The sequence below is a fragment of the Cytophagales bacterium genome (assembly GCA_033344775.1).
GTDB lineage: Bacteria > Bacteroidota > Bacteroidia > Cytophagales > Cyclobacteriaceae > JAWPMT01.
The window spans coordinates 590841-609368 of record JAWPMT010000001.1; the positions used below are offsets into that span (position 1 = coordinate 590841).

General features: G+C 42.7%; 12 protein-coding genes. 5 read left to right on the forward strand and 7 right to left on the reverse strand.

Going from position 1 to position 18528, the window contains the following annotated elements:
- Positions 1-78 precede the first annotated feature (78 nt).
- Both R8G66_02365 and R8G66_02370 read right to left on the reverse strand, forming a co-directional pair.
- Complete coding sequence (locus tag R8G66_02365; protein ID MDW3191171.1) at positions 79-2676, reverse strand: response regulator; 2598 nt, start codon at positions 2674-2676, stop codon at positions 79-81.
- A gap of 142 nt (positions 2677-2818) precedes the next feature.
- Complete coding sequence (locus R8G66_02370; GenBank protein ID MDW3191172.1) at positions 2819-3502, reverse strand: hypothetical protein; 684 nt, start codon at positions 3500-3502, stop codon at positions 2819-2821.
- A 331-nt stretch (positions 3503-3833) separates the two neighbouring features.
- Between R8G66_02370 and R8G66_02375 the strand changes: the two genes are divergently transcribed.
- The 4 genes from R8G66_02375 to R8G66_02390 all read left to right on the forward strand — a co-directional run bounded on the left by R8G66_02375 (position 3834) and on the right by R8G66_02390 (position 9485).
- The gene (locus tag R8G66_02375; protein ID MDW3191173.1) at positions 3834-5027 is read left to right on the forward strand and encodes a hypothetical protein; all 1194 of its coding nucleotides are present in this window, start codon (positions 3834-3836) and stop codon (positions 5025-5027) included.
- Between the two features lie 143 nt (positions 5028-5170).
- Positions 5171-6832 carry a hypothetical protein gene (locus R8G66_02380; GenBank protein MDW3191174.1) on the forward strand — a complete coding sequence of 554 codons (1662 nt, stop codon included), beginning with the start codon at positions 5171-5173 and terminating at the stop codon, positions 6830-6832.
- Positions 6833-7071: 239 nt separating this feature from the next.
- On the forward strand, positions 7072-8136 hold the full coding sequence (locus R8G66_02385) for a glycoside hydrolase (GenBank protein MDW3191175.1): 1065 nt from the start codon (positions 7072-7074) through the stop codon (positions 8134-8136).
- 62 nt (positions 8137-8198) lie between these two features.
- On the forward strand, positions 8199-9485 hold the full coding sequence (locus tag R8G66_02390) for a hypothetical protein (GenBank protein ID MDW3191176.1): 1287 nt from the start codon (positions 8199-8201) through the stop codon (positions 9483-9485).
- A 158-nt stretch (positions 9486-9643) separates the two neighbouring features.
- Here R8G66_02390 and R8G66_02395 read toward each other — a convergent pair whose 3' ends face one another.
- Entirely contained in the window at positions 9644-11149 is a 1506-nt protein-coding gene (locus R8G66_02395) for a PorP/SprF family type IX secretion system membrane protein (GenBank protein ID MDW3191177.1), read from the reverse strand.
- Positions 11146-13869, reverse strand: a complete 2724-nt coding sequence (locus R8G66_02400; GenBank protein MDW3191178.1) for a gliding motility-associated C-terminal domain-containing protein — start codon at positions 13867-13869, stop codon at positions 11146-11148. Before R8G66_02400 ends, R8G66_02395 begins: the two co-directional genes overlap by 4 nt.
- A gap of 209 nt (positions 13870-14078) precedes the next feature.
- Between R8G66_02400 and R8G66_02405 the strand changes: the two genes are divergently transcribed.
- Positions 14079-14927: an ion transporter gene (locus R8G66_02405; protein MDW3191179.1), complete on the forward strand. Its 849-nt coding sequence runs from the start codon at positions 14079-14081 to the stop codon at positions 14925-14927.
- A gap of 254 nt (positions 14928-15181) precedes the next feature.
- Here R8G66_02405 and R8G66_02410 read toward each other — a convergent pair whose 3' ends face one another.
- From R8G66_02410 to R8G66_02420, 3 genes are all read right to left on the reverse strand, one after another.
- Positions 15182-15538, reverse strand: a complete 357-nt coding sequence (locus R8G66_02410; protein MDW3191180.1) for a hypothetical protein — start codon at positions 15536-15538, stop codon at positions 15182-15184.
- Positions 15539-15951: 413 nt separating this feature from the next.
- Positions 15952-17130: a leucine-rich repeat domain-containing protein gene (locus tag R8G66_02415; protein MDW3191181.1), complete on the reverse strand. Its 1179-nt coding sequence runs from the start codon at positions 17128-17130 to the stop codon at positions 15952-15954.
- A 67-nt stretch (positions 17131-17197) separates the two neighbouring features.
- Positions 17198-18361, reverse strand: a complete 1164-nt coding sequence (locus R8G66_02420; GenBank protein MDW3191182.1) for a helix-turn-helix domain-containing protein — start codon at positions 18359-18361, stop codon at positions 17198-17200.
- Positions 18362-18528 lie beyond the last annotated feature (167 nt).

An 18528-nucleotide genomic window follows, 5' to 3' on the forward strand; every position in this document is an offset into this window, starting at 1 on the left:
AGTTTTCTGTAAAAAGTCTAAAATTTCTTGATTTAATACAATAAATGATCCGTCAAAAGCAAACAGTAGATGAATTTCTCAGGTGAGTGCTTCTTCGATTTTCGCCCCGATTTCCGACCGATTTTTGATCTCTAGCTTGCTGAAAATATTGCGGATATGGAACTTGACTGTGTTCACAGAAACAAACAATGCCTCTGAAATCTCCACATTACTGTATCGCTTGGAAAGTAACCAAAGTACATCGGCCTCTCTGTCAGAAAGCAGAAACTTCGTCTTGAAATCCTCTTTCACTTTCTCCTCATTGGTCGTGATGTTCACGGTAGGATCCAACAAGTTGAGGTCATAGATCAGTTTAATTCGGTTTTCGAGGATATTTCTTACTCTGGCAATCAACTCAGCATGGTTAAAAGGCTTAGTGATGTAGTCATCAATCCCGAGTGTTAAGGCATTCAGTTTTCCTTCTTCATCATTGCGGGCAGTTAGCATAATGACAGAGGTAAAACGCAAAGCAGGTCGTTGTTTGACTTCTTCCAGCAATTCCAGGCCATCCATTTCAGGCATCATGATATCTGAAATGATCAGGTCTACAGGATTCTTGGTCAATTTCCTGGAGGCGATCCGTCCATTTTCAGCCTCGATGACGGTAAAGTAAGGACTCAGTAACTCCCTGATAAAAGAACGCATTTGCGTGTGATCTTCCACCAACATCAGTTTGGGTTTATCCAGATCAAACTTTCGTGCATAGTCACCTACGGTTTCTTCCATTTCCTTGATTACGCGCTTGATGTTTTCCTCCGGTTTTGGTAAGACTTGTATATCCGGCTGATCCTTCGCAATCTCGATGGGCATGGTCACACGGAACGTTGAGCCTACCATTAGCTCACTATCCACCTCAATAGTACCTCTATGAAGATCCACTAACTCCTTTACGAGCGCCAGGCCAATTCCCGTTCCACCTTCGGCTTTCTTACCTTGTGAAGACTGAAAATATCGATCAAAGACGAGAGGAATATCAAGTTTGCTGATACCAACGCCTGTATCAGTTACACGAATCATCAAATTGTTTTCACTAAATTCTACCTCCAGATCAACCCTTCCTCCTTCTCTGGTATATTTCAATGCATTGGAAAGCAGGTTCTGGATCACTTTTCCAAACATTTTATCATCCAGCATCAAACTGAGGTTGCGGTCGGGCTTATAATCAAGGGTAAGGGCAATGTCCTTAATCAATGCCTGATCTTTAAATGAATAAAGCCATGCTTCCAGGTTTTCATACAAATTGGTAGGAACCGGGTGCATTTGCATCTTTCCAGCTTCCAGCTTCGTCAGGTCCAGGATTTCTTCGATAAGGGATTGGAGATGGGCCGTATTACTTTTCACGGTGGAGAGGGTTTCCCGAACTTTTGTATTCAAATGCACATCACCGTGATCGAGTAAGGTTTCTACCGGTGCTTTGATCAGGGTTAAAGGTGTTTTTAGTTCATGGGAAATATTGGCAAAAAAACGAGACTTGATGCTGTTCAGCTGGCGTAGTTCCTGATTAGATTTATTAACCTTACGACGACTGTAAAAAATTATCCCGACTACCCCCATCAATAATAAGGACAAAATCACCAATCCAATTAATTGTGCTCTTTGCGCATTCTTCTCTGCCGCCAACAAGGAATTTTGCAATTCCACTTTGTCCAGGTCATGTCCCACCCGAATCTCAGCCAGTTCTGTCACATAATTTTCACTCAGGATTTGACTACCCAATACCGTAAAACTCGTGTAAAAAGCCAGGGCTTCCTCGAATTGCCCCAACAGACGATAGCAAAAGTGGATATTGTGGGTTGCGTTTTTCGCAAACCCTTTGATACCCGTTTCTACCGACTTATTTAAGCCTTTGACAAACCAGGTGATTGCCGTCTTTTTATCTCCAGGCACAGCAAAGCAATAATATCCTATGTTATTGTAGATCATGGCTGCCATGTATGGATCGTTGTATTTTTCAGCCAATTCCACCGCCTGCAAAAACATCGGAAAAGCTTCTTTAGCTGGTACATAATGGGCTTTCATATTTAACAGGTTTGTCAACACCCTGGCCTCCAGGCTATCCGTTTTTGCCTTCTCCACGTTAATTAATGCCAATCCCTGATCAGCTAGTTTAACTCGGGCCTCAGGATCTTCTTCCATATAGGCCTGTGCTAAAAACGCTTTGGCCTGATGTCGAGGATTCAAACTTTCTTGATAAATATTGATAACGGTCTGCAGGTGATCATTTAGAGAAAGGTCCGAAACGCCAAATCGAATCAGGTGTGCTACCATAAAACTGGCTTCCGCCAGATCTTCTGAATTCTCAAATTTTTCGGCGATATAAAGCGCCTTTGTAAAATATTTGAATGACTCATTCCCTCTCTCCGACCATAAGTTCAACACCCCCAATCGCATGCATATTCGATAGTCAGATTGCTCATCATTCCCACTCAACTCTTCTTTCTTTTTCCTGATCATCAAATCGAATTCAGGATTAAATAAATACCCAGAAAGCCAGGCCATTACATCCTGTGAAGAAGGGTTTGATGCAATGTATCGGATAAGTGAATCTGATTTTTGAGAGAGACCGTTGGGCAGGTCCAGGGCAAATCCATGGAATGAACTCCAAAGAATGGATATTGCCAAAATAGTGCGTCTCATGATATCTGGTCTAAGCTAGTTACGGAATTCCGAAATTTGAATTACGTAAATTTATTCACCTTATCAAAGGAATAAACCAAATACCATATGACAAACGATCATGATCATCATTTTGGAGACAATCATGATCGCTTTGTTTAGTTTAACCAGCTTTTCTGGATAAGAAATATTGCAGGCCAATCCTGAAGGTATTTAAGTTTAAGGAAACACCGTAGTTATTGGACTCATTCTTTGGATCCCCCTGCTGGCCAAGATCGGTTTGAAGTGTGCTCTGTCTAAACTGGTAAAACAATTGGCCGACAGAAGTCTGAATTGCCCATTTATCTGAAATAAAGTAGGTCAATCCCGGAGAAACGGTCAGACTGGCATTGAATATATTTGATTCAATATCCTGGCCATCGTTATCATTCTTTTCTTTGCCAAAACCAATAGCAGCATCTACAGTGGTGGTTAGGTAAAGTTTATCTGTCAATTGACTGAATTTCCTGTAATATGGATTGATCGCAAACAAATTATTACGAGTGATGAATGTACTGGTCCGTGTACCGTTCGTAAAGCTGAAGCTCTTGTTGGTATTGCTCTGATAGACCAACCCAACTCCAAATAAGGAATTATTCGTCGTAAACCAGCCAACCCGTGGAGCGATGAATATAAAATTGCCACGGTTTTCAAATTCACCTATTCCTCCAAACGTTCGGAAGTCTTCCGTGCGGGAATTCCCCGAAATATTAAAACTACCTTCAAGGAGTGAGTTGCTTTTCTCAAGTTGTGCATGACTAAAATAAAAGGAAAATACAGTGAGCATGGAAATGAGTAATTGTTTCATTTGTTCGGTCATTTAATGGTTTTGTTCGGAGTTGTACACCACGGAAATTGATATTTGCTATATTTTTTTAACATATCAACCTCTCGTCTTTTGATAAAACCCCTATTAATGGTATTGATTACCATTTTGGAGTGATTTTCACTCTGTTCATGTATACCAATTGCAACTTAGGTGCCAATATGATTTTAGCGCTATGTTAGGACCTTATTTACATGCCATTTTCTTGTAACACTAAATCCGTTTTAGCCATCCTGCATCCCGATTCAGTAACAAAAGCCAACAACTCACTGACAAAGCATTAATAAAATTAGATTACGATCTATATTTAAGGATGGCTTCAACAATTGCATTAGAACAACCACTTGCTCATGAAAGCACGCTTCGCCAACCAGCGATCGCTTTCGAACGAACACCTACTTATGTTTATGCGTCAGTTTTTGCTTCACTGAGCATCATTATTGGACTAATCTGGGACATATCCTGGCATACCAGCATCGGTAGAGACGGCTTACTTTCTCCCCCTCATCTGGCCATTTACCTGGGGGCGGTCATTGCAGGTGTATTCTCCGGATTCAAAGTATTGAAAATCTCTTTCTGGGGCACTGGTGAAGAAAAAAGTGCATCGGTCAGGTTCTGGGGCATCTTTTATGGTTCGCTTGGAACCATGTTTTGCATCTGGGGGGCTTTTGCCATGCTTACTTCCGCTCCCTTCGACGATTGGTGGCACAATACTTATGGACTAGATGTTCAGATCCTGTCTCCTCCCCATACTGTTTTAGCATTGGGCATTATGTCCATTCAATTAGGTGCAGTAGTCAGCACGCTTTCACAGCAAAATTCTCTGGTAGGTGCATCCAAAGTTCAAAAGTTGTTGTTCATCATTGCATCTGGGTTATTGTTAGTTACACTGTTCACGCTGAGTTCAGAATATCTGGGCCGCCACGACATGCACCATAGCCTATTTTATCAAGTAGCCGCAGGTGTCTTTCCTGTTTATTTAGTAGCCGTAGCCCGGGCTTCCAAACTGAAGTGGGCAGCCACCTGGACCGCAATTGTTTATTCCCTGATGCTTGGAAGCATGGTTTGGATCCTGCCACTATTTCCGGCAGAGCCACTACTGGGTCCAATCCGCAATCATATTTCTACTTATCAGGCATTTGAATTTCCCCTGCTATTGATCGCACCTTGCTTATTCATCGATCTGGTCCTGAACAAATTTGGTCACATCAATAAGTGGGCTCTAGCTGCGATGTTGTCTGTTACTTTCACTTTATTACTCTTGGCTGTGCAATGGCCTTTCGGCACCTTTCTCATGTCAGAAGGTGCCAGAAACTGGTTCTTTGGAACAGAATCCTGGTATTTCGGGAGCAGTCCCGATTGGCAGTATCGTTTTGATTTCATGCCCTGGCGCCTACATTCAGGCCTGGACCTGGTCAAGGGAATCGCCATTGCGTGTGTCGTAGGCTTGTTCTCAGCCCGAGTCGGATTGGTTTGGGGTAAATGGATGACTAAGGTGCAGCGATAGGGATTTATTAATTATCGCACCTGAATCAGGTCTACTACTTTTAGAAAGGGTGACTACCGTGATGTTTTATCATGAAGTGGCCATCCGATAAAAACATTTAAAACTCATTGGAAAATACTTCCTGCGTCTCAAAGTCAATTATAGTGAGCAACATTATATCGTATAAAAAGTCCTTTCTGCTGTTTCTGTCGATCTTATTTCTAGGTCTTCCAATCACGCAAAGTCATGTAGGAAGCCCTGGAGTAGTCTTTGAAGGAACTGCAGGACCTTATTCTATCCTGGTCAGCGTGAACCCTCCTGACGTAATTCCTGGCATTGCCGAAATCTCTATCTACGCATCCGATCCTGATATCACCAATATCCAGGTCAAACCTATCTATTGGGGTGTAGGTGATGAAGGCTCTCCCAAATCTGATCCCATGAATCCGGTTCCGGGAGTACCTGGACAATTTGAGGGCATCGTTTGGTTCATGAGTAGTGGCACAGCCAGTATCGCTGTGTACGTAGATGGCGAGAAAGGAAGCGGAGAAGCCGTAGTTCCGATCATGGCCTCAGCTACCGCACAGAAAGAAATGGATGCCAGCCTCGGATGGACATTAGCTGGGTTAGGAATTTTCCTGGTAATCTTAATGGTCACCATCATAAGTTCGTCTGTAGGATTGGGGATTGTTGAACCCGGCCAGGAAGGTGAAAACCTGAAAAGAAAGAAATTGATCGGAGGCATCGTGGCTACAGCATTTATGGTCCTGATCTTGTATGGAGGTAAGAGCTGGTGGGACAGTGAAAGTGCTTCCTATAAAAGATGGATGTATCGACCTCCGCTGGCCAACACGTGGATAGAGCAAGAAAATGGTAGCAGGATCATGACATTTCAGGTCGACAGCTTATCGATCAAAAACCGGAACCGACTACCAATGAAATATATGGTACCGGATCATGGCAAACTGATGCACATGTTCATCATCAAAGAAGGCACGCTCGATGTATTTGCACACTTGCATCCTAAGCGAGTAGATCCATTGACCTTCAAGGTCGAATTACCAGAAGTTCCTGAAGGAAGATATTATGTCTTTGGGGATATCGTTCGAAGAAATGGCTACACAGAAACGATTTCTGACACGCTGGATATTCCTGCCTTGATTGCCGAGGAACCGATCACACAGGACAGCACCTGGTATGATCCAGATGATACTTATATTGTGTCTACTGCTGTAGATCAGGAAGCGGATGACAACCTTCCTTCAGACATATTGATTTGCGGTAAGCCCGGTGTGGAAACACCTCTGCTAGATGGTTCAACAGCCGTTTTCGAATATCAGCCGAATCAGTCGTTTATTGCTGGGAAAGTGTATCCGCTCACTTTCGCCATCAATGATCCGGAAGGCAATCCGGCAGAATTGGAACCATACATGGGTATGATGGGGCACGCCGTGGTTTTCCGTAAAGAAGGTGGTGTTTATGTGCATTTGCACCCGGTAGGCAATTATTCGATGGCCTCCCAGCAGATCATCGAAGACCGCATTGCCGAAGACACGCCCAATCCAGTGATCGGACAAGAAGCAGATGTCTTTTATGACAGTGTTAATCAAGTGGTTACACAGTTAGCACTGCTTAGCGAAGCAGAACGCACGGATATCCTGATGCAAGGCATGGAGCACACGGGTCTAGGAGAACATGAAGAACATGGTGCTACCGTTACTTTCCCCTATGCATTTCCACAGGAAGGCGATTATCGGATCTGGATTCAAATGAAAAGAAATGGTAAAGTCCTGAACAGCAGCTTCGATGCGAAGGTGGTGTTGTAAGTAATTGGTTGAAACTAAACACGCTTTCGAATTTTAAAACAGAAGCTTTAACGCGTTCGGAAACGCGACAATTCAGGTGTCCTCGTTAGTAAAACGAGGACAAGCAGAAGTCCGTTTTCATGGGATTGTTTGCGAATTCCCATTCATAAACGGTCATTGATCGAAAACAAGCCTCAGGTCAAATAGATATATGCTATCTCGCATCACATTGAAAACGATGTATGGAGAAGCATTCGAAAATGTCAGAATCTGAAAACTATCTATTCGTACGACAATTATTTCTACCTCTAGTAATGGCGGCGATGGTCCTGTTGACGAATTGTTCTTCGGGAGATGAGCCTATTATTGAAAAAGCAGATATCCCGGATCTTCCAACAACTCCTTATGGAATAGCAAGTGCAGACATCCTTTTTCAAGGACAACCCATTTCCTTCAAGGGCGTCAATGCTTTGCAAACTTTTGGCCTGGACGATTCTGACCTGATGGATCAATGGAACATCGAGATCGTAAGAGAATTCATCGGAAATCTTCGAGAACAGCCCATCGAAGGTGGAGCGATCCAGGCTTCCGATGGTGCCTGGTATCATCCGTTACAGCAAATCGTGGATCAACATCGAGCCAATGGTAGGGTGACTATTCTTTGTCCATTTGGCTGGGTCGATGAAAATGGAAATCAACAAAAGTTTACAGGTCTTAATCCACGACAACAAGGATTCTATGAAGCTTATTCTACACGTATGAAAGCTATTGCTGAACACTTTGCCGGTCAACACGACGTTTGGCTGGAGGTTTGGAATGAGCCGTATCACTGGAATAATGAAAATGGCTATACTCATGGGCGATGGTTGGCGGACATGGAAGACATGATCGATAACCTGAGATCTGTAGAAGGATTCACCAATATCATTGTGGTACCAGGAAATGAACAAGGGCAATCAGAAGACGCCTTGATTGAAGAAGCCACTAATTTGAAGGCAGGTCGTTATAATTTGTTATTCGATCTACATGCCTACGAAAAGTGGCTGATCAACTCAGATGTTACAAGCATCGGTAATCGGCTTGATGCGATACAAGCCGCTTCTATCCCCATTATTTTCGGAGAAATTGGTGTAGTGAATGTTGGCGACTTAATGGAAGTAGGTGCATTCCTGGAAGTCGCTGATAAAAAGGACATCTCGGTTATGGCTTGGTTATGGAACCGAAATTCTATAGATCGAAATTCACTTTTATCTGACGATGGCCTTCCTAACAACAACAATAATCTCAACTGGGGATTAACTTATCAGGAATATCTTAGGAATTAAGTCAAAGGGGAACGGATCAGAATAACCATCATAAAACTAATCCGTAGTTTGTTTCATTGATAATGACCCAAAAGATCCCTGTCAAATTGTGTAGCTACTCTCGCTACAAAACATTGATCGACCAACACTGTGAGGATGGTCTGCCAAGAGCTTCCATCTCTTTTGAAGAGGATCTGATCAATTTCCTGAAAGAACTACCGACGCATGAGGTTTCAGGGACTACTTCCATCAAATCTTTTGCTATGGACGTATGGCAGGAGACAGAGTTCATGACTCATTCGCATACATCAATGACCTTCAAAAAACCTGACGATGAGCGAATAGAAAGGAGTTTGTTCTGTTTTCAATATGACAAAAATGCATTACCTGTTGCTACCAAACTGGAAGAATTGTACCATGACAGTTGTCAAGTATTGGTGTTGGTCTACCAGCAAAGAGTACGACATGTCATCCATAGAGATACCGAATTGATAGATGCGGCCTATTGGGAAAGAAGGTGGAAGAATAAACAGAAGGTTACAACATTTTCTGATTTTGTCTGTGAATCATTATCCAATGCATCTAGCAACTTTAAAGCCGTTTTGATCGATAAAGTGGAGAGTGAACAAGTGCTCAACAGACCATTTAGGGGCCTATACACGCAGTATGTGAAAGCTGCAAAGAAATACACAGAGGGCCTTCTTGAAGTATCTTTCCTGGAAAAGAGCAATGAAGGATTGAATAAGGAACATCTGGATTATTGGGAATCTAAGCTCCGCCAAGACAGATTGCTTGCAAGTCAATTTATCGGAGATACGAGTAGCATGCCATACAGCCGTAAAGAACTCAAGCAAATCATTCCACGGAGTATTTCATTAGGAAAGCTTCCATTCTGGTTACTCTACCGAAACCTTGATGAAGGACACATCATCGTCACGATGCCTGAGGGTAAGGGAAGTGCTGTATTTTTAGATGTATTGATAAGGACTTTTTTGTCCGTACAGGGAAAGATCAGGAGTGAAACTTATGAATTGAAAAAGACAATCGAAGCGCGATTACAAGAAAATGTCGTCGCCTCTCCTGCCCCTCCTTCTCCATCCTCCTATCAATCGAAACCAGGTTCCAGAGCAAGGTATCAGGAAGCGATGGCTCGGGCGCAGCAACAAAAAGAGCATGGAGTCAGTAGTCCTAAAATAACCAATAAAACAACACTTCCAAAAGGTAAAATCCGTCAAGAAGACCTCCCTGCTCAAATAGATTTCTTATTTCAATTTGAAGGGGCCAGGATTTTGAGTTTTGATCATTTTAAACAAAAATTCCTGGAGTATTATCCTCGTCTTTTAGATAGAAGAGGTCCGAGACTGGTTTAAAGAAGTTTAGCATGGTCATCTAAGCTTGGAAGTAATACCTTCTAAGACATTTAAAACAGAAGTTTGAACGCGTTCGGAAACGCGACAATTCAAGTGTCCTCGTTAATAAAACGAGGACAAGCGAAAGATCTGGCAGCAATTCAAATGCTACCAAACGTCTATTGGCTTTCCGGATGTTCAAACACAATCTCTACCCGCCTGTTTTCAGCGCGATTTTCATCTGTGTCATTTGGCACCAATGGTTCTTCTTCTCCTTTGCCCAGGAACTCCATGCGATCGGGATCAGCTCCTAATTCGAATAGGATATCATAGATGGCCTGAGCTCTCAAAACGGATAGGCGTTGATTGAATCGTGTTGGACCTACATCATCCGTGTGGCCAACAATCTCGATGGTCAATTCAGAATCTTCCTCCATACGATCCATCACCTGATCAAAAACGTATTCATCTTCGATAATGGGCTCTGTATCCCCAAACTCAAACCCAAAATGAATAATAAGGACATCCCTTGGTTCTTCATCGGCAATGGAATCGGTTTCCACCACTTGAACAGAATCCATCGGCACCACCGGCTCTTCCCTCCTTCTGGCAATCGATAACTCGTCTTCATCTTCATTGGGATTGGTCCGGCGGACCGGACGAGTAAACCTACGACTCGTGGGTTGATTCTTTTTACGTTTTTTCTTCTTGGATTTGGCTTTAACTGGCTGCCGTACTTTCAACCCTACTTCAAATGCTCCCTGATGTGCTGCGTTGGCCAGCAAGGGTACATCATAGCTTAATCCTAGTGAAAACACCTGATTATCCCATTGAAATCCTACCATCGCTCCTTCTTCCATTAGGTATTTCAGGAAGATATTCAGGCTTTGACCCCTCAAACGATTATCGTATTTCCGTAAGTCAATCCAGGTCACCAGGCCAGCATTCAGGCTGGTATTGCTTTGAACCTGCCATATCAACGCTTCGAGATAAACACGCGAGTACTTTCGCTGCATGATCTGCTGTCCGATTTCCCCGGTGATATTGATGGGCAATGGGTCCTGCTGTTGAATAAAATCCTCTCTAGGCCGATTCAAATGAAATAACGCTGCCCCAAAATAAGTTTTGGGCATCGTTCTTTTGTCTACTTCCATGTATTTAACACCTCCACCAAAAGACAGATAATTGGTATTAAAATCCTGAAAACCTTCTCCCTGCGCCATACCCGGATCAAAACCTATGCCCGGCAAGAATTGACTCCCGGTCGTCAACTCGCTAACATCAATTTGTCTTGAGAAATAATGCGCACTTGCTCCCAGAGCCAGTCGTTTGTATTTGCTCAAGTGAATATGATATCCATATTGAACCCCAAGCTGATTGGTCTGAAAGATACCTCCTGTTCCTTCCCGATCACTGGCAGCTTCTACTCCAACGGCAGACCAGGTTCCTTTTCGACGTAAAAACGGATATGATGCCTGTATATAGGCAGAATTGATTTGAACGCCAGGTTGACTTTGCTGCGATCTATAAAGTGCTCCCAAACTGGCATAATTGGTCAACCCCAAATTAGCGGGGTTGACTCTAGGTTCCGCAAATCGGTAGAGCGAGTACTGGGTGTACTGCGCCTGTACAGACCACATCGTAATTAAACAGGCTAAGGTGATTAAGGTCCTTCGCTTGCTCATCGAACCAGATGTATAATGCCCGAATTGGACTGTGACTGATTGAACCGGATGGGCCTACCATCTTCATAAGTGCCTTCCACCGTCCAGAAATAAGCTCCAGAGGGTTGTGGCGCTCCGTTTTCATCCCCATCCCAACCACTCCTGATCAATTCATCGGCGCTCGTGGAAGAGTACACCGTGGAGCCTTCTTTGTTGACAATGCGGAATAAAACGCTCCGGACCTGCAGCAAGTCATAAATCAACAGACGATCATTATTTCCATCTCTATTGGGGGTAAACAGATCAGGAATGTGGGCCGTAGTTTCCACCCAAACTCGAATTTGCTGTATTGTCTGACAGCCAAACTCATCCGTGATCGTTACTGAATACAAGGTATTTTCAAGCGGACCTGCGATAACGGAACCGCTAAAAGGATCATCTATGCCATCCTGTGGAGACCATTCATAATCGTATTCTCCTTGTGCGTTAAAGATGATTGGTACATCATTTCCACGGACAATTCTAAAAACCGTGTCGACGGAGTATTCAGGAATTTGAGTGAATACATTGATGGTCCCTGTTTCTCGTACGCCTGAAGTGGCCACTAAGGTGATCTCGAGTTGATCATCTTCTTCCGTTGCGTAATCAATGGCCTCACCAGTACCTAACGCTCCTTGCAGATTGGAATTCCAAATGATCGAATCCCAACAAAGGGAGGAACTGACTAATTCCCCATAAAGGAGAGTTTGAAGTTGACCCTTACAAACATTCAGCGTCTCTTGAAATTCTGTTTCATCATCTATAACAAAGCTCGAGACATTGTTATCATAGTTGAGTTCCGAAAATCCCGTCTCAGGAAAAATGGTCTCGGTACTGAGCTTGTTCAAATCTCCCGGAGGGAACAACAGGGGCACGGTACCTACAGCATTGAGTGCTAAAAAAATTTCATCGAGGCCCGTCAGGTCGCGATCCAGTACATAGGATATCTCTACTTCATCATCACGGCCAAAAACCACCCGATTCAATGGACCACCACCAAGATAATTAGCAGACGGGTCAGTGACCGGATTGGCGTCAAATATGGCAATCGGCACAATAGCATTTGTCGTGTCATAACCCTCATTGAATACGGTGAAATCAATTGCCCACGATTCTGAATCAATGCAATGAACATCCGAAATCACGGAAAAAATGTCCATGGTCGGATCGTCAACTTGTAGTATAAAAGGTCCCCTTACATCCTGGCAGCCTCCTTCTGAAGCGGTCAAGGTAATGCTGTATCGGCCAGGTTCTCTGAAGTAGTAAGTGAGGTTCTCCTCTGAAAGGGTATCATTGGGCAAATTCGTGCCCGAAGGATCGTTGTTTTCATGTGTAATGAGCCATTCGAAATCAGTGGCCCCGTCCGATCTGTTCAGGAAAAATACAGAATCGGTGAACAATGCATGGGGTTGTTTGGATGCAATGATCCTTTTGTCCGGAGAAAACCGGGCTACCACTCCGCACGTTACCCTGATATTCACCGATGTAGTGGCAACACAAGTTTCATCCGCTACATCCCAGGCACGCAAAAACAACGTGTAATATCCCTCGGTTGCAATGGTAGTAGATATATCTGCCGTGGTGCCAATAAGGTCTCCGGTAACATCTCCGGTCCAGGTACCTATCGATGGTGCCAGATACCATTCATAATTCGTGACTGTACCAGTGGCAACACCGGAAAAATTGAGGGTAGATCCCACCACCGGGTATTCTTCTTCTATTTCAATCTGAACCGATCGATCATCACAAGTGGATGTACATGGACTTTCAGCTCTCAACTCATAAGGCAATGTGGGATAGCCTGACTCTATCGTGAATTGCATCCGTTCTGCCTGCCCCAGGCTAAAGTCCAAGCTGCATCCCGCATTCCCATAATCCATGAAATTGGTTCCCATGTCCAGGGTATCTGAGAAAAAAGTATTGTTGCTGAAATTGGACAGGGTATCTGTATTACAGGAATTGTCTTCGCAAGAATCGAAAACACTCATATCCGGAGGCGTGTCACATACCAGATCACCATCTGCCAAACAGTCATCATTTTTACAATCCCTGCCTTGCCAGGTATGCAGTAAACCAAAATAATGACCGATCTCGTGAGCAATCAGGGAAACATCCAGGCTTGTGATAACGATCCCATCACCCGACGCGTAGCCGCCAATACCTAATCGTGTCCACCAGGACGATCCTTTGTAATCCGCCAATGCTTCTCCTGATATTTCATCTACAACCCAAACGTTCAGATATCTCCCCGCATCCCATTTGATGGTATTGACCAAATCCTGGTGCTCCAGGTCGATATCGACGATCTTAAATGCGGAATTAATGAAGTTTACTCCGTAAGTAAGCCCTCCATCCGGGGACTCACAAGCCAGTTCAAAGCGAAGCTGGGTGTCAGCTCCCCAGTCGTTGTTGAATTGTCCGGCATTGGCAAAAGCAAGATTCAATCCACTAACGGCCTGCTCAACGGCCCCCTGTCCTACGCCGGAGCTTAATACATGAAAAACCAGAGGAATGGAATAATCCGTCAACGCTTGTCTGGAAGCAACATGCTTGTGCTGACGCCAGGCCCTTAGTTCTCGGGCCAGCACCTTACGCTCCTGTTCACTCAAGGGCTCCTCCTCCAGGCAATGGATGGCCTGCGCCTGCATCCATAGCGGAAACAGCGTCATGGCAAAAATTATGACAATACAGATCTTATTCATAAGCGGCGGCAAGTTGTTTCCTGTTCAAAAAACACCTCTATAAGTACTTTAGTCATATACTATGCACAAAATACAATTAAGTAACATATTTCCCCACTAATTCCTTTTCCATAAGGGACTTTTATACTTCCAATAATTTATTTAAAGCAAACTTTATGGGTCCTGGCATGGTTTCTGTGAATACGCGGTTTAAAACTCGTCTGGAAAGCATGCAAAAAAGTCACGATTCGCGCCTAAGTAGATCTGTGCAATTCATAGAACACCCGAACGTCCAAAACTTCATCGTTTGGCTCATCATTCTCAATTCTATTCTGATCGGACTGGAAACTATTCCTTCAGTAATGGACCGATTTGGATATTGGATAGATCTTTTCGATTCGATTATTCTCGTCTTGTTTGTGGTTGAAATTGCTTTGAAAATCCTTTTGTACCGCACCAAATTCGTAAAGGATCCCTGGAATTTGTTTGATTTCTTCATTGTGGCCATGTCCATTGCTCCGGCTGCCGGGTCATTCTCCATCTTCAGGACTTTGCGAATCGTAAGAACCCTCCGATTACTCAAGAGCCTACCTCGATTGCGGTTGATCATTGAATCGCTGTTACAATCTGTGCCTAGCATCAGTTGGATTGTGGTCTTGTTGGCGATTGTCTACTACATCTTTGCTGTGATTGGGGTAAACATGTTCGGAGGGGGATATCCCGAATATTTTGGAGATTTGGGCACTGCTGTCTTCACGCTTTTCCAGATTATGACCCTCGAAAGCTGGTCCTCCGCTATCGCTCGTCCCATCATGGATGGTGTACCTTTTTCGGCCATCTATTTCGTAGTATTCATATTGATTGCCACGTACACAACCCTCAATATCTTCATCGCAATTGTGGTGAATACCATGAATGAGGTCTCTCTAAAAGATCTACAGGAAGAAGAAGAGCACATCAAGGACTTTGTGGCTGAGGAAAATGCCAGACTTCATGACAAGCTGGATGAGCTTACCAAAACGGTGAATGAGCTAAAATCAGAAATAGACCGGGAAAAGGAAATTTCGGCTTTGGTGTGACACCAACTTAGGATGTGGGATTTCAGGAGAGTGATTGGGTTTTTTAGAGCTTAGTGATGATTTATGATCCTGCATTTGATGCTTCTTAGAACGTTTAATGATTAGATGTAAATGGTTATTCATCAATGTACTCATTCTTTTTCCATTGATGAAAAGTGGCCAAAAATCTAGCGGTTCCCCGCCGGGACCGACCATAGCGGAAGCTTCTTTAATATTCTCTGGGAGTATGGTATCGCAAAAATGATCGAGACAATCTACTCCTCCTTCGCTGGAACAAACACAGGATCTAAATTCAATAGATAAAACTCATTGAATGGATCTACCGGCGCAACGGGCATTTCAGGGATTAATTCCGGCTTTTTGATCAACAGGCTTCCTGTGGTGTAACGCTGATCAACATTAGGGGCTTGCAGAATGGTATAGAAATCATCTGAAAGCTTAATCTCAGGTTGTTTCAATTGCAATACGGATTGATCACCTAATTGTAAATACCTCGAAGACAGTAAATCTGTACTATCCGGGATAATGGACTTGAGTGATTGGATGTGTGGCGATTGAGCAGAGGATACGATGGAAACTAAAAGAAACATGGAGAAGAAAATGCCTTTCATGCTTTGTTGTGTTTATTTCAGATGTAAAATAAAACGAATCTTCTCAAAATTCGGTTGATGCCCCTGATTTTAACGTTTCATCAGGCTGGACCAAAAAAAGGGAAACTGCCATTTGACAGTTTCCACACACATTTTACACCTAACTAAAACTTACTGCTATTCAGCATTATAGTTGAGGCAATGATATCTTGATATCCTACGAGGCGTCAGGCTATTGGATAGACAGGCAAAAACACTCGATGAGCTTTCTAAATGTTCGGATGGACCAATCAGGAAACCATTATAAACTTCAGAGACCCCAGTTACACAGCCTACTCCACCACTCTTCATACCCCCTTATTGGTCATATGCTAATTGCCAAAGTGACGTTAATCAGCAGGTTGACGCTCCGCATCGAGCAGGTCTAACTTAGACTATTCGATTTTACTTGGGAATTGACTAAATATTGAGGTATTAACCATATCCATGACTGATATAGTAGTTCCACTTTGTTGTAGCTTTTGACAAACTAATTTGTTGGAATCTTTAAAACCATGATCAATCTTATACTCGGACTGAAAAGTAAGATCAGACAGAATTTTTCGATTGTTTAAGGGCCATAAGTTTATACCTTGATGACTTAAGTGAATCCAAAGCAGGTTTTCCAGGATTGACAAGGATGTAATTGATTTGATCTCATTCCCGGAAAGGAAGAGTTTTCTTAATCGTGAAAGATTCGCAATTGGAGCAATATCCCTTATTCGGTTATCTCTAAGATCCAGCCATTCTACTCCGTTCATCTCTTTCAAAAAATCCAGATTTGAAATTTCATTACCTCTAAGAACCAGGACTCCTACGTTCTTTAATTCGGCAATCGAGCTAAAATCACGCACCTGTGTTTTCATCAGATTTAGCTGAACCAACTCATGCAAACCGGACAAGACTTGAATGTTCTCAACCGGATTATTTCCAAGAATCAAGACATGAATATTCTTCATGTTTTTTAGCATCCCTATATCGGAAACGTTGTTTTCAGGAATCCATATACCGTAGATATCTGTTAATGCTGCCAAAGGGTTCAAATCCTCCAGCTTGTTAAATGCCATGTTAAAATGGGTGAGTTGCTTCCAATTACTTGTTACAGATATATCAGAGATCTGGTTGAAATTAAAGGAAATGCCTTCAAGGTTTATCAACTTGTTTAAAGGTGTAATATCAGTAATCTTATTACGGTCCATCATGAGCTTTTTCAGCAGGATAAGCTCAGACAATGGTGCAACATCTTCGATCATGTTTCCACTTAAGCTAAGATTTTCTAGCTTGGTTAAACTGGAAAGAGGTGAAAGATCTTCAATCATGTTATTGTTGAGATATAGCTCTCTTAAGTTAGCAGCGTACTCCAGACCATCAAGGTGCTTAACCTCCCTATTGATTGCAACGAGCCTGGTGAGTTCTAACATATCACCTTTTGTAATGTCGCCGGTCGGCCAATCCATATAAGACCGAATGGCATATTCCAATTGACTGTCCTTGAATACAACCTGTTGATCGTTTTGGGCATAAAGCCGCCAAATCCCAAAAACTGTAAATAGTAGCGTGATCGTCTTTTTCATAATTGCTAATTACTTCTGAATTCATGTCCCCATAAAATCCCATGAGTTCACAATTATGATTTGACACCTATTTCCCTGAACTGTTGATCTTATTGATTGATTTGTAGTATTCGGAAGGGGTTTTCCCTTCACTCTTTTTGAAGGATCTGATAAATGTTGATTTAGAATTGAATCCATGGTCCATGGCAACTCCAACCAACGTTTTGTAATTCAGTTCCCCATCTACGAGAGATGCTTTCACTGAAGCAACTCGATAAGCATTCACAAAATCATTGAAATTCATTTGAGCCTTTTCGTTGATGACTCGTGAGAGTATAGAGGTATTGGATTCAACCGCCTTCGCTACCTGATGTAGCGAAAGACCAGGATCTTTATAGAGCTTCGATTCTTCAAATAAATAGTTGACCTTTTGAAATATAAGATCCATGGTCTCCGAGTCTGGGCCTGTCTTGACCTTTTCGACGGTTGAGTGAGAGAGCCCCTTGATCTCATAGATTGACAGACGGACGGAGCTCATTAGCCCTGAAATACCCAAGTAATAGGAAATAAGGCCGAAAATGAGATAATACCACCATTTGATGCCCCAGTCTCCCATCTCAGGGAAAATAACCACAAATAATCCTCTAAAAGTGATGATCAGAACCAAGGATACTAGAAAGTTTTTGAGCCAGCGAAGCCTTATGGCGTCAGCAAAGCTGACCGTTTGATAGATGCTCTGTCTAAAATTCGAATACTTCGCGATAGAAAGAATGGCATAAATGATCATGGAAACGAGGCCAGTGATTTGATACCATGGCTCAAAGTCCTTATCTGTTCCGTCTCTATAGAAGTAATACTCATCAAGGATAATCAAATCTGTAATTATCACACAGATCGAATAAAGCAAGTAAAGTCCTGCGGGAATAAAATGTATCCATATCCTTTCCCCTAGCTTAATCCGATCACCGGTAAGTTTTCTCGTAAAAAAGTACATGACAGGACCAAACAAAAAGTATTGATGGAATGGAATAAACAAGAGAAACTCACGATATCCCGGTTCAGCGTACCAACCAGCTTTTCCTAGCATCCATGGTGTCATATATAGGGCACAGAGCAAAATGAGCAAGCCTAACCAACGATCTGAAGCAATGCCCTCTTTGATTCCTTTTCTGATAAGAATGATTGAAAAAATCAATTCATTGAGAACGAAAAACAGTAGCGTCAGACTTTGGTAATCAGAATGAAATATCAATAGACAACAATTAAGATTTGATCGATTGAAAGAAGTTTTGATCAACTAAAATGAATTAACTCCGTGAAGAAGCAAAAAAACAAAAGTTTCAAATTATGATATGGAACCTGAAACCTTATTCCCAATTGAGACCTACTATTGTGAATAGCAATTTAGAACCAAAAAGA